General features: G+C 74.7%; 9 protein-coding genes. All 9 read right to left on the bottom strand.

Features of this window, described 5'->3' with window-relative positions; translation table 11 throughout:
- Window positions 1–80: 80 nt before the first annotated feature.
- Window positions 81–1,226, bottom strand: coding sequence for an ABC transporter permease (locus ABTZ03_RS06855; protein WP_350511784.1), 1,146 nt, complete (start codon window positions 1,224–1,226; stop codon window positions 81–83).
- The gene (locus tag ABTZ03_RS06850) at window positions 1,223–2,140 is read right to left on the bottom strand and encodes an ABC transporter ATP-binding protein (protein ID WP_350511783.1); all 918 of its coding nucleotides are present in this window, start codon (window positions 2,138–2,140) and stop codon (window positions 1,223–1,225) included. The genes ABTZ03_RS06855 and ABTZ03_RS06850 overlap by 4 nt, the downstream gene beginning before the upstream one ends.
- 180 nt (window positions 2,141–2,320) lie before the next feature.
- Window positions 2,321–3,541 carry an FHA domain-containing protein gene (locus tag ABTZ03_RS06845; protein WP_350511782.1) on the bottom strand — a complete coding sequence of 407 codons (1,221 nt, stop codon included), beginning with the start codon at window positions 3,539–3,541 and terminating at the stop codon, window positions 2,321–2,323.
- 73 nt (window positions 3,542–3,614) lie between these two features.
- Entirely contained in the window at window positions 3,615–4,970 is a 1,356-nt protein-coding gene (locus ABTZ03_RS06840; protein WP_350511781.1) for a vWA domain-containing protein, read from the bottom strand.
- A 108-nt stretch (window positions 4,971–5,078) separates the two neighbouring features.
- Entirely contained in the window at window positions 5,079–6,449 is a 1,371-nt protein-coding gene (locus ABTZ03_RS06835) for a protein phosphatase 2C domain-containing protein (RefSeq protein WP_350511780.1), read from the bottom strand.
- Between the two features lie 3 nt (window positions 6,450–6,452).
- A complete protein-coding gene (locus ABTZ03_RS06830; RefSeq protein WP_350511779.1) occupies window positions 6,453–8,978 on the bottom strand; it encodes a serine/threonine-protein kinase in 2,526 nt (841 codons plus the stop codon).
- A gap of 5 nt (window positions 8,979–8,983) precedes the next feature.
- On the bottom strand, window positions 8,984–10,369 hold the full coding sequence (locus ABTZ03_RS06825; protein ID WP_350511778.1) for a hypothetical protein: 1,386 nt from the start codon (window positions 10,367–10,369) through the stop codon (window positions 8,984–8,986).
- Window positions 10,370–10,617: 248 nt separating this feature from the next.
- The gene (locus ABTZ03_RS06820; protein ID WP_350511777.1) at window positions 10,618–11,613 is read right to left on the bottom strand and encodes a transporter substrate-binding domain-containing protein; all 996 of its coding nucleotides are present in this window, start codon (window positions 11,611–11,613) and stop codon (window positions 10,618–10,620) included.
- Between the two features lie 16 nt (window positions 11,614–11,629).
- Window positions 11,630–12,952, bottom strand: a complete 1,323-nt coding sequence (locus ABTZ03_RS06815) for a GlnX family signal transduction membrane protein (protein ID WP_350511776.1) — start codon at window positions 12,950–12,952, stop codon at window positions 11,630–11,632.
- Between the last annotated feature and the right edge of the window lie 309 nt (window positions 12,953–13,261).

Below are 13,261 nucleotides of genomic sequence, written 5' to 3'. Positions count from 1 at the left end.
TGGTCGCAGACGCCGACGGGGTCGTACACCGGGACCAAAGGCGTACGACCCCGAGGGGGAAGGGCGTCAGAGCCGCCGGATCAGGCGTCTTCCCACTTGAACAGCTTCCAGGCGATGCCGGTCAGCACGGCCGCGAACAGCAGCAGGCCGCCCATGGTCGGCAGGGCGTCGGTGATCCCGCCGCCGCGGGTCAGCACGGTCTGGGCGGTGTCGACCAGGTAGTGCAGCGGCATGACCTTGGAGACGGTCTGCAGCCAGCCCGGGGCGCCGTCCATCGGGAAGAACGAGCCGGACAGGAAGGACATCGGCAGCACGATGATCTGCGAGATGCCGTTGGCCGCCTCCTCGGTCTTGGCGACCGAACCGGCGAGCAGGCCGATCGACATGAAGGCGAGCGTCGCGCAGGCCACCAGCGGGAGGACCAGCCACCAGTTGCCGGTGAGCTTGAGCCCGAAGAAGCTGGTGGCGACCACCAGGAAGACGCCGGTCTGCAGGAATGCGGTCAGCAGCGAGACCAGGATCCGGGAGCTGACCACCGTCCCGGCGCTGATCGGGGCCAGCCGCAGCCGGCGCAGCACCTTGGACCGGCGCCAGTTGACCAGGGTCAGCGCGGCGCCGAAGACCGCGCCGGTGGCGACGGCCCAGCCGAGCAGGCCCGGGGTGAGGAACTGGATCGGCTTGAGCGACTTGTCCTCGACCTGCTGGGCGTCCACCACATAGGCGGCCGGCTGGTGGGTGGCCGCCTGGTTGGCACTCTGGACCACCGAGTTGACGATGCTCTGGAGCGCGCCGGCCCGGACCTGGTCGGCGGCGGTGTAGCGGAGCTCCAGCTTGCCGTCCGGGCCCTGGGTGATCAGCGCGTCGTAGTCGCCCTTGCGGACCTTCTCCAGGGTGCCGGCCTCGTCGTCGGTCCTGGTGATGGTGAGGACCTTGTCCAGGCCGGCCCGCTCGTCGCTCGACATGGAGTCGAACAGCTTCACCGCGCCGACCTGCGCGACCTTGGCGTGCGGGCTGGCGGAGCCCTTGGTGACGGAGCCGAAGAAGACCAGGAACACCAGCGGGAACAGCAGGATGAAGAAGGTCGCCGTGCGGTCGCGCTTCATCCCGAGCAGCATCGCGCGGGACAGGCTCCAGAAGGCGCTGACCCGCTCGTGCCCGCCGGTGGCGTCGGCCGAACCGCCGCGCGGGGCGGGCGTCTTCGGCTCGGTGGAGGTCGTGGCGGTCATGCGCGGAACTCCCGTCCGGTGAGCTGGAGGAAGACGTCCTCCAGGGTGGCGCCGCGCACTTCGAGACCGCGCAGCGCATTCTGCTCGGCGAGGACGCCGAGGACCGGGCCCGGAAGGCGGGTGGAGACGGAGAGCGAGACGGTGTCGTCCTCTAGGTTGGCGATGTCGGCGCCGGCCGCGGTGAGCAGTTCGCGGGCCCGCTCGACCGGCAGCTGGCCGGAGGCGACGGTGATCCGGACGGTGTCGTCGATCTCCCGGATCAGCGCCGCGGGGGCGCCGGTGTGCAGCACCTTGCCGTGGTCCATGATCGAGACCCGGTCGCAGAGCACCTCGGCCTCGTCCAGGTAGTGGGTGGTCAGGACGACGGTGCGGCCCTCGGCGTTGATGTCCCGCAGCAGGTCCCAGAGGTTGCGGCGGGCCTGCGGGTCGAGGCCGGTGGTGGGCTCGTCCAGGAAGACGAGCTCCGGGTCGTGGGCCAGTGCGCAGGCGATCGACAGGCGCTGGGCCTGGCCGCCGGACATCTGGTCGGTGAGCGTCCCGGCCTTGTCGGAGAGCCCGACCCGCTCCAGCATCGCGTCGGCCCGCCGGGGGCCGACCCCGTAGAACGACGCGAAGGTGCGGATGGTCTCCCGGGCGGTCAGTTTCCGGAAGAAAGCGGAGGCCTGGAACTGCACGCCGATGCGCGGCAGCAGTTTCGGATTGCGCGGCCAGGGCACCATCCCGAGGAGCTCGACCCGGCCCTCGTCGGGCTTCCGGACCCCTTCCAGGATCTCCATGGTGGTGGTCTTCCCGGCGCCGTTGGGGCCCAGGATCCCGTAGAACTCGCCGGCCTCGACGGTGAGCGAAACCCCGTCGACGGCCTGCACATCCCCGTACCGCTGGCGGATGCCGTCAGCGGATATTGCAGCAGTCATGAGCCCTGAGAATAGGGGTTTCCGGACGCCCTGTGCACACCGCGGACATGAATTTGCGGATTCCCTGAGGAAGTCGCCGGGGCGGGCGCCGGAGAAGTGCCGGAAAAGCCGGGCCGGGCGAAATGGTGAATTCCGCCCGGCCCGGCCGGAGTTGTCGCTGACTGACCCTCAACGGGCGGGTCAGGCGCGGTGCATGGTGATCGTCGTCCAGGCGCCGATGTGGATCCGGTCACCGTCGTTCAGCGGGACGGCGGTGTGCGGGGAGATCGGCTCCGCGCCGCCGTTCACGGTGGTGCCGTTGGTCGAGTCCTGGTCCACCAGCACCCAGCTGCCGTCCGCCTGTTCGGCGAGCAGCGCGTGCTGGTGCGAGGCGCCCGGGTCCTCCGGCGGCACCGACAGGTCGATCTCCGGCACGGTGCCCCGGTGCTGGCTGCGCCGGCCGATCCGCAGCTGGCCGCGGCCGGTCAGCGGGATGCGGCGCTCGGGGCAGTACGGCGGGAAGAACAGGCCGGCCGCCTCGGGGCCGCTGCGGGCCATCATGTCGGTGAAGTAGTCGCGGTCGGCCGAGACCACCGCGATCCAGTTGGTCCGGACCGGCTCGGCCGGGACGGGCTCCGGCTGGGCGCCGGGCTGGGGCTGCGGCGGGGCCAGGTGGAAGGACGTGCCGAAGTCGCCGCCGCGGGTGTTCGGGCCGGGGCCGGCCGGCTGGGCGTACACCGGGCCGGAGTCCTCGCGGACCGGCGGCTCCGGGAAGGCGCCCTCCGGCGGAGGGTAGCCGTAGGTGTGCGGGAACTCCGGGGCCGGCGGCTGCTGGTGACCGGGCTGCTGCGGGTACTCCACCGGTTGGTACTCCGGCTGCTGGTACCCAGGGCCCGCCGGCGCCGGCGGGCCCTGCGGCGGCTGGGCGGGGCCGCCGTAGGCCGCCGGGATGTTCAGCGGCGGGGGCTGCGCGGGGCCGGGCGCGGGCGCGGGGGTGCCGGCGATCGGCGGCTGGCGGCGCGAGGGCGTGGACAGGTCGTAGTCGTAGCCGCACTCCTCGCAGAACCGGCCGGTCTGCGGGCTGCGGCAGATCGGGCAGACGGCGAGGCCCTCGGTGAGGCCCTGCGGCGCCCCGGGCGGCGGGACGGCTCCGGGCGGCGGGTAGCCGCCCGGCGGGGGGAACGCCCCGGGCGGGGGCGGCGGAACGGCCCCCGGCGGTGCGGGCGGGGGCGGCGGCGCCCCGAAGGCGGCACCGCCGTGCTGCGGGTGCCCGGCGGGTGCACCGGGCGTGGCGCCGGCGCCGGGCGCTCCCGGGTACCCCCCGTGGGCTCCGGGCGCCGGGGCCGGCGGGGTCATCGGGAAACCGCAGAAGTCGCACCAGTCCTCGGCCTGCGACTCGTGGCCCCTCGGGCAGATCGGCATCAGGTCCCCCTCGTTTCGGGCCGGTGCGGTGCGGCGTGGCGCCGGGCGGCCGGCCCGATCACGTCTTCAGCGGTCACTTCTTCACACGTACCGTCTTGGTCGACCGGGTCTCAAGGGTCATCGAGTCGGCCTCGCTCACGTTCTTACGGAACCGAACCGTACCCTCCTTCGGGTCGACCACGTCCACCACCTTCTGCAGCAGCTTGAAGGTGCCGTCGTTCCCGGTCGCGTGGGCGATCCGGACGGCGGCGCCGAGCTTGGCGGTGGCGGTGTCGACGTCCCCGGCGCGGTGGGCCTCCAGGCCCTCCTGGATGGAGGAGGCGAGCTCGGCCTGCCCGGTGTAGTGGGCGACCTGCGGGCTGATCCGGGTGGAGGAGGCCAGGTCGTCCGTCCAGACGGCCTTCACCAGGCCCTGGCTGAGCACCTCGGGGGTGCCGCCGCCGACCTGCGGGGGCAGCACCAGGCTGATCCGGGCGGCGAGCATCTCGTTGCCGACCGAGGCGGCCGGGACCTCGACGCAGACGTGGTAGTCGCGGCTCTCGTCGCCCCAGGAGCCGGTGGGGTAGTCGCCGGCCCGGGGCCCGGCCTCGGCCCGGCGCTCGGTGAGGTCCTCGACCGCGGGGGCGACCTGCTTGACGAACTTGACCGTGGCGTTGGCCGGGGTCCAGATCCGCAGCGCGACGTCGGCGACCTGCTTGCCCATCGCGCCGGCCATCATCGAGCGGAAGTCCTCGGCCAGGCCGGAGGGTTCGGCGACGATGTCGGTGGTGCCGAGCAGCGCGGAGGAGATCTTGCGCAGCTCGTCGATCCGCCAGTCGGTGCCGACGCCGCGGCAGTCGGCGGTGAAGTGGCCGGTGACCCGCTCGACGGTGCGGGCGAGGTCCTCGGCCGACTCGTGCTCGTTGTTGCCGTCGGTGAGCAGGATGGCGTGCCGGATGGCGATGTCGCGGCGGGTCAGGAAGAGCTTGTCGGCCTTGGTCAGCCAGGTGCCCATCGCGGTGCCGCCGGCCGCGGTGAGGCGGCGCAGCGACTCCTTGGCCTGCTGCCGGGTGCTCGCCGAGGCGGTGGCCAGGGTGCCGTCGCCGGGGTAGATGTCGCGGGCCTCGTGGGTGCCGGCGACCACGGCGAAGGCGGTGCCGTCGCGCAGGGCGTCGATGGCGGCGGCGGTGGCCTCCCGGGCGCCGTTGATCTTGGTCTTGGGGTAGTCCATCGACCCCGAGCAGTCGACCAGGATCACCACGGCCGCGTTGGCCTCGCCGCTCTGCGGGCCGGCGTCGGTGATCCCCAGCGGGCGGCCGCCGGAGGTGCCGCCACCGGTGGAGGTGACGGTGACGATGGCGTTGACCTCGCGGGCGCCGTCCGCCAGGTACTCGTTCTGGAAGATCTCCACGTCGAACCTGGGCAGGTTCGGCTTCGCCAGTGTTGCCATGGGGCGGTGGCTCCCGTCGGGTGAGGGGTGGATGCGAGAGGGTCGGTGGTCGGTCCGGCGGACGGGGGGACCGTCGGGCCGTGCGTGCGGCCGGGCGCGGTGGGCCGGTCAGGCCGTCGGCGGGTGCGGCGGCTGGGGCGGGACGGGCGGTGCCACGGGCGGGGCGGCCGGGGGTGCGGGCGGGACCGGCGGGAGGGACGGTGCGCCGGCCGGGACGGGCGGTGCCGGGGGCAGCGGGGCGGCGGGGGAGCCGATCACCGGGAGGTCCGGCAGGGTCGGGTCGTGGTCCTCGTCGTCCCCGGGGTAGCCCGCCGGGGCGCCGGTCGGGGCGTTGGCCGGGACGCCCGCGAGGACGGCCCTGGCCTCCGCCGGGGTGATCACCTTGAGGTCCAGCGCGGTGGGCGTCTCCTCGATCTCCGCCAGCGCGGCGGCGGAGGGTTCGATCGGCAGCACCGCGACGGTGATGTTGTCGTGCCCGCCGGCCGCGACCGCGAAGTTCACCAGGGACCGGGCCGCCGCGAGCGGCTCGGTGCGGGCGTCCGGGCGGACCCGGTACGCCAGGTCGGTGGCCGCCTCGGCGTAGTTCCACAGCCCGTCGGTGCAGATCAGCAGCACACCGGGGACGTGCGGGGTGAAGTCGAGGGTGTGTGGCACGACCTCCTCGGCGTCCGCGCCGAGCCAGCCGGTGATCGCGTGGGCGCGCGGGTCGGCGTAGGCCTCGGCCTCGCCCATCAGCCCGGCCTCGACCATCCGGGCCGCCCAGGAGTCGTCCTGGGTGAGCCGGAAGGGCTCGGCGGCGGCGCGGTCGTCCGGGATCCAGTAGGCCCGGGTGTCGCCGACCCAGCCGATGGTGATCCGGCCGTTGGCGGCTATCGCGCTGACGTAGGTGCAGGCTGGCGCGTTGAGGTCGGGGCGGGCCGGGCCGGGGCCGGCGGCGGCCAGGGCGGCGACGGCCTCGGCCGCGTCGGCGATCGCCGCGCGCATCGCCTCCGCCGGGTCCCGGCCGGCCTCCAGCGAGCTGAGCAGGGACTCCGACGCGGCGTCGACGGCGGTCTCCGAGGCCTCGTCCGGGCGGTCGGAGGAGGAGACGCCGTCGCACACCACGGCGACCACGACCGGCTCGCCGCCGGGCAGCGAGGTGGCGGCGACGGTGAAGGAGTCCTCGTTGCGGTGGTGCCGGATGCCGCGGTCGCTGACCCCGGCGACGCCGGCGAGGGACTTCTCCATGTGGTCGCGCGGGCGCGGCTGGGCGCTGCCGCAGCCCTCGCAGTAACCGTCCTCGGTGACCTGAGCCTGCCCGCAGTTGACGCAGACCGGCCCGCGCTGCGGCGGGACGGCCCCGCCGCGGGCGGCGGCCCAGCTGACGGGCATCGCGCCCGGGGCCGCCCGACCGTCCCGGCCGGCCCCGCAGCGCCCGCAGTAGGCGTCCTCCGGCTCCATCGGCTCGGAACAGCTCGGGCACTCGGTCTGCTGCGGCATCGGCTACACCCACGTCCTGGGGCGGGCCCGGTTGGCCCGTTCCACCATCTCGATCCTGGTCTCGGCCCGGTCGGCCAACCGGGCTAGTACCCGGTAGGACTGTTCCAGGGCGAAGCGCAGTTCCCGCTCCACGGCGGGACGTCCCAGTACCACCAGGCCGGCGCCCTGCTGGGCCCCGGCCGAGCCGGCGCCGACCCAGTCGAGGGCGGTGCCGAGCACCTCCACCGAGAGCTCCTCGCGGCGGCGGTCGTCCAGCCGCAGCGCGGTCAGCTGCTCGGAGCCGGCCGCGAGGTCGACGGCCAGCGGGTCGGTGGCGGCCCGCTCGCGCAGCCGGGCGCGGACGGCGGCGATCCGGGCGGCGGTGTACTGGCTGGAGGTGGCCGGGACGGACTCCAGGACGCGCACCGCGGCGGGCCGGTCGTCCTCGGTGAGGCGGACCCGGGCCAGGCCGAAGGCGGCGCTGAGGTAGGACCGGTCGGTGGTCCACACCAGGCGGTAGAACTCGGCGGCGTCGCCGCCGTCGCCGAGCAGTTCGGCGCAGATGGCCAGGGCGAGCTTGGGCGCTGCCTCGCCCGGGAAGGCGTCGTAGACCGCGTCGAAGGCCTCGGCGGCGGCCCGCAGCTGCGGTTCGGTGGAACCCGTGGTGGTGCCGACCAGGGCGACCAGGCCGCGGTACCAGACCACCCGCCAGTCGTCCGGGTGGTCCCGCTCCAGTTCGGCGAGGGCGTTCACGGCCGTGCCGTGGCGGCCGAGTTCGAGCAGGGCGCGCAGTTCGCGCAGCCGGCTCTCGACCGAGACGGCGGGGGCGCCGGCCAGGGCGGCGAGCGCCTCCTCGGGGTCGGTGGCGAGCAGGGTGGCCAGGAAGCCGGCGTTGGGGTCGCCCGGGTCGACCCGGGGGACGGGCAGTGCGAGGGCGGCGGCGGCCGGGGCCAGGGCGGTCACCCGGAGCTGTCCGGGCTGGTCGGCGGGCAGCACCAACTCGGTGTCCACGACGCGCAGTTCGGGGCCGAACAGGGTGGACGGCGCGGGCCGGGGCCGGTCGTCCTGGAGGGCCAGGATCTCCCGCAGTACGCCGGTCAGCTGGTCGGCCATCTCCTCGGCGGAGGAGAAGCGGCGGGCCGGGTCCGGGTCGGTGGCGCGGACCAGGAAGCGGTAGTACGACTCGTACCTGGCGAAGACCTCGACGTCCTCGGGGCCGGGCAGCGAGTCGCGGTAGGTGCTGCTGTAGCCCTGGAAGTCGAAGGTGAGCACCGCGAGGGTGCGGGCCACGGTGTAGAGGTCGGAGGCGGGGGAGGGGCCGTCGGTGGCGATCTCCGGGGCCTGGTAGCCGATGGTGCCGTAGATCGGGCCGTCGTCGTCGAAGCGGCGGACCGCGCCCATGTCGATGACCTTGAGCGTGTCGCCGCTCTGGATCACGTTGTCGATCTTGAAGTCGCAGTAGATCAGGCCCCGGCTGTGCAGGTAGCCCAGCGCCGGCAGCGCCTCCAGCGCGTACGCGATCGCCTGCTCGACCGGCAGCGGCTCGCGCCGGCCGTCCGCGGTGCGGCGGTCGTTGGCGATGTCCTTGAGCGACTTGCCGCCGACGAACTCCATCACGATGTAGCCGTCGGTGGAGCCGGTGCGCAGGTCCGGGTGCTCGGCGAAGTTGATGATCCGGACGATGTTCGGGTGGTCCACCTCGGCCAGGAAGCGCCGCTCGGCGACGGCCGCGGCGAGCGCGTCCTCGTCCCCGGTGTCCAGCAGGCCCTTGAGCACCACCCACTTGTCGTTGACCCGCCGGTCCACCGCCAGGTAGATCCAGCCGAGCCCGCCGTGCGCCAGGCAGCCGACCACCTCGTACTGCCCGCCGACCAGGTCGCCGCGGCGCAGCTTGGGGGTGAAGGAGTACGGCGTGCCGCACTTGGTGCAGAAGCCGTCCGGGCGGCCCGGCTGGCCGTTCTTCTCCCGGCCCACCGGGGCCTCGCACTTGGAGCAGAACCGCTTGCGCTCGGGCACCTCGGGGTTGGCCAGCACCGCCAGTGACGGGTCGGCGGTCGCCACGGTGGGCACGGTGACCAGGCCGGCGCCCAGCCGGTTGCGGGTGCCCGCGCTGACGCTGCCGCGGGTGGAGCGCACCGAGACCGAACGGCTGCTGCCGGTGCGGGTCGAGCGGTGCGAGCGGGAGCGGCCGGACATCGAGCGGCTGCTGCCGGTGCGGGTCGACATCGAGCGGTGCGAGCCGCTGCGGGCGGAGTCCGGGGTGACCCGGGCGGACGGGACGTAGGGGTGGGTGACGCCGGTGTCGGCGCCGGGCGGGGTCAGGCCGCACTCGTCGCAGTAGTTGTCCGCGTCGATGGTGCCCGAGCAGTCCCGCGGGCACGGGGAGCCGGGGCCGGCGGCGGTGGCGGTCGGCGGGGGTGCCGCCGCTGCCGCTGCCGCTGCCGTCGTCGTCGACGTCGCCGCGGGCGCCAGCCCGCACTCGTCGCAGTAGCCGTCGGCGTCGATCCTGCCGTTGCCGGAGCAGTCCGGCCGTACGCACGTCTCGCCCATCAACCTCAGCCCCCCTGTACCTGTCCGTCGACCGGCGTCTGGCCGGCCGCCCCGTGTGCCTGTGCGCCCTCGGCCGCCCCGTCGCGGGCGGCCTCGCTCTGGGCCGGGCGCAGTGACTGCTGGAAGCGGGCCACCGCGGCGGCCGCCGCCCGCAGGTCGCAGGGCGCGCTCCAGAGCAGCCAGCGCGCCTTCTCGTACCGTTCGATCACTTCCGGGTCCTCGGCGACCCGCATCCGGGCCGCCATCGCCTTGTAGGCGTCCAGCCGGCCGCGCAGCTCGGCCCGGACGGCCAGCGGCTGGGTGACCTCGGTCAGCGAGTGCCGGGCCCGGGCCAGCTCCTTGGCGGCGGCGTCCTCCAGCGCGTCCAGCAGCGGCGCCAGCCGGCCCCACTGCCCGCCCTGGCGCAGCTCCAGCGCGGTGACGATCCGTTCGCGCAGCGCCGAGGCCGGGCCGGGCACCGCCGGCACGTCGCTGGCGGCTATCTTCGCCAGCACCTCGCCGCGGGCCCGGCGGGCCTCGGCCAGGGTGGCGTCGGCCCGCTGGAGCAGGTCGCCGACGCCCTGCAGCCGCTCCTCGGCGTCGTCGCGCAGCCGCAGCAGGTTCTCCAGCTCCAGCCGGACGCCGTCCAGTGCCCGCCCGGCCAGGTCGAAGCGCTCGGTGTCCACCACCCCGGACGGGGAGGCGAAGGCCTCGCCCTCCGGCACCGTGCCGCGCTGGGCGGGCACCCGGGCCGGGCGCCACAGCGCCAGCGGGTCCTCCCGGACCTCGGTGCGCAGCTCGGTGAGATCGCGTTCCAGCCCGGCCAGGTCGTCGCCCAGCGGGTGGCTGCCGGTGCGCACCCCGAGCGAGCCGGCCAGCGTCCGCACCCGCTGCAGTTCGGCCAGCAGCAGGTCGATCCGGGCGGGCAGTGCCGACCAGACCGCGTCGGCGGCGCTGACCACCTCCAGCACGGTGGCGTACCAGGAGTTCATCCGGGCCATCAGCGCGTCCAGGCTGACCCGCTCGACCAGCTTGGCGGGCGCGCCCAGCAGCTGCGGGCCGTCCGGCACGGCGCCGCCCGGGACGGTCACCGCGTCGCCGGTGAGCAGTTCGCTCAGCTCGGCGAGCTCGGGCCCGCCGGGCTTGGCCTTGCGGGCCCGGACCGCGCGGGCCGAGGCGAGCGCCTCGGAGTAGCGGTCGAACAGCGCCCAGAGCAGCGGCAGGCCCTTGCCGGCGACGGACCAGCGCTCCAGGGTGCGGCCGGACAGCTCGGCGCCGTCCAGCAGCCGCAGGCCCGGGTGGTCCTGGAGGGCGAGCAGCGCCGATTCGACCGCGTCCCGCTCCGCGCCGAGGCGCGCGAGCGCGCGGTCCACCTCCTCCCGGCTCAGTACCGGGCCAGCCGATGCCGCCACCGCGGTGTCCTTCCTTCCTCGCGTGCGAAGCCGTCGCGTGCGACGTGCGATCCCACGACAACCCCCCGTTGTCCACCACCGGTCTCCCCGTGGTGATCGTCCCGAACCCTAGCCGGTGGCCGTTCGGGCGGTGCGGGCGCGGGGCGTCAAGACGGCGTCAACGCCCCGCGCCGGGCCCGGTCCGTATCCGACCGGTGCCGTCCGGCTCGGCGCCGGTGCCGTCCGGCTCGGCGCCGGTGCCGTCCGGCTCAGTGCTGCACCGGCCAGAAGTGCTCGGCGTCGTTGACCATGTACGGCTTCAGCCAGCGGTCGTAGCTGCGCCCCCAGTCGCCGCTGGTGTGGTAGTCGGCCAGCACCTGGTTGACCCGGGCGGTGAGGTCCGGGCTGCCCTTGAGCATGGCGACGCCGATCACCTCCGGCTTGAGGTCGCCGTCCACGATCCGCACGGTCTGGTCCTGGGCGGCCTGACCGGCCGCCAGACCGGCGTCGGTCATGGTGGCGTCGACCTTGCCGAGCTGCATCAGGACCAGGCAGTCCAGCTGGTTCTCCACGACCGTCAGGTGCGCCCCGGCGTCCTTCTTGGCGCCGTCCTTGGCGGGGTCGAAGACGTCGGCGGCCGTCGAGCCCTTGGCGACGCAGACGTTCTTGTGGTCGACCGCCTCGTCCAGGGTCTTCGCCGGGGAGGTCCGGGGGACCACCACCCGCTGGGTGATGCTGAAGTACGGCTTGGAGAAGGCGACGTCCTTCATCCGGTCGCAGCTGATCGTCATGGTGCGGACGATCAGGTCGACCCGGCCCAGCTTCACCGCGTCGACCCGGTCGGCGGTGGCCACCGGCTTGAGTACCACCTTCTCCGGGTCGCCCATGATGGCGGTGCCGATCGCCCGGGCCAGGTCGATGTCGAAGCCCTCGATCTGACCGGTGTTCGGGTTGCGGGCACCCCAGCGGTAGCTGTTCTGGTCCACCCCGATCACCAGGCTGCGCTTGGCCTTGATGGCCTTCACGGCCGGGCCGTCCGCGGAGCTCGGCGGGACGCTGGCGTAGACGTCGCAGGTGTCGGACTGGTCCTGGGCCTGCTGGACGGCCTGCGGCGCGCTCAGTGCGGCGGCGCGCGGCGCGTCGCCCGGGGCGGTCGGTGCGGCCGGTGCGGCGCCGGAGGGGCCGCCCCCGCCGAGCACGGCCGCGCAGGCGGCCAGCACGGCCAGTGCGGCGGCGCTCCTGGTCGGTACGGTTCTGGTGCGCATGGTCTCCGTTCCCCCTCTACCGGTACTCGGCGAGTCGTCGGCCCAGGCCGCGCAGCGCGGCGGCCGCGGCCAGCACGCCGAGCACCGCGGCCGCGCCGGCCGCCAGCCGCAGGTCCCCCGCGGTGCCGTCGGCGGCGGCCTCGAACCGGGCCTGTTCGATGTCGGCGGCCTGGGCGAGCGCCCGGTCGGTGGCGTTGAAGGCGGCGTCGGCGGTGGTGCTGCCGTCGGTGGCCGACACGGTCAGGTCCAGCGCGCCCTGGTAGTCGGCGTTCTCCACCTCGGCCTTCTGGGCGGCCTGCTGCTTCAGCTGCCAGCTGTCGTACGCCGCCGCGGCCGTGTTCAGGGCCTCGCCGGCGGCGCCCGGGGCGAGCACCATCGCCCTGGACAGCGAGCCGCCGCGCTGGGCCATCGGGATCGTGCTCTTCGGGTCCCCGGCCAGGCGCTTGGTGAGGTCCGTGTACTGCACGGCGTAGGTGGCGGTGGAGCCGCGCGCCACCAGGTTCAGGTTCTCCGCCAGCCGGGCGGTCAGCGCGTCCACCCGGGCCGAGTTGAGCGCCCGCAGCGGGGTCGCGCCGTCCTGGTCGCTCTTCGCCAGGTCCGAACCGGTGGTCAGCCCGGCCACGGCGAGCCAGACGGTGCCGGCCAGCACGGCGGCGGTGGCGCCCAGCAGGCCGATGTTGAACACCCGGTTGGTGCGGCGGAACAGGGTCAGCTGCACCCAGCCCAGCGCGGCCAGGGTGAGCACCACCAGGACGTACGCCCCCCACGGGGTCGACCGGGCCGCGGCGTAGTCGTTCGCCAGCTCGTGGGTCTCTATGGTGTTCAGCTCGGCGGCGGCCGGCAGCAGCACCGTCTGCATCTGCTCGGAGGCGTACCGCAGGTAGGCGCCGCCGAGCGGGATGCCCTGCCGGTTGTCGGCCCGCGCGGACTCCACCAGGCCGGCGTACACCGGGAGTTGCTGGTTCAGCCGGGTGAGCGAGTCCTGGGCCGGCGAGGTCGCGGTGGTCCGGGCGGCGGCCTGGGAGATCAGCTTGGCGGCCTGGGCGAGGTCCTGCTCGTAGCGGGCCCGGACGTCCTTGGGCTCGGCACCGGCCAGCAGGAAGCCGGAGGCCGCGGTGGTGGCGGCGTCGGCCAGCGAGCGGTGGATCTCGGCCGCGTCCCGGCTCAGCGGCTGGCTGTACGACACCACCCGGTCGGCGGCCTGCGCCCTGGTCTCCAACTGCCAGGCGGTGAGCCCGCCGAAGGCCACGGTGAGCACCGCGAGCACCACCCCGGCCAACCGCAGCCGCCCTGGGGGCGTACGGGTGGCCTGCGCCAGCCGGGCGCGCACGCCGCGCACCCCTCGCTCCGGCGCACGCCCCCCGGGGCGCCGCGCGGGCGGCACGGCGCCCGGTCTCGGCGGCTGCGCCGCGGAACCGGACGGAGCCGCCCCCGGTACGGCCGGTGGCCCGCCCGGCCGTGCCGGGAACGCGGCGCCCGGTGCGCCGTTGCCTACTGGTGATGCCACCCGCCTCATCCTCCCCTGGGGGCCGGACCCGACACCCGGGGCCCGACCGATGGCAGCAGTATGGCCGTGACTTCCGCCGACCACACCCGAGTTGCGCTGATCTTGAGCATGTCGTGCACGGTTCCCGCGCGCTCCCGTCCG

Origin of the sequence: Kitasatospora sp. NPDC096077 (assembly GCF_040303245.1) — a bacterium.
In the GTDB taxonomy this organism is placed as follows: domain Bacteria; phylum Actinomycetota; class Actinomycetes; order Streptomycetales; family Streptomycetaceae; genus Kitasatospora.
Note: the sequence above shows the minus strand (reverse complement) of the source record. Positions and strands in the feature narration are given on the sequence as shown.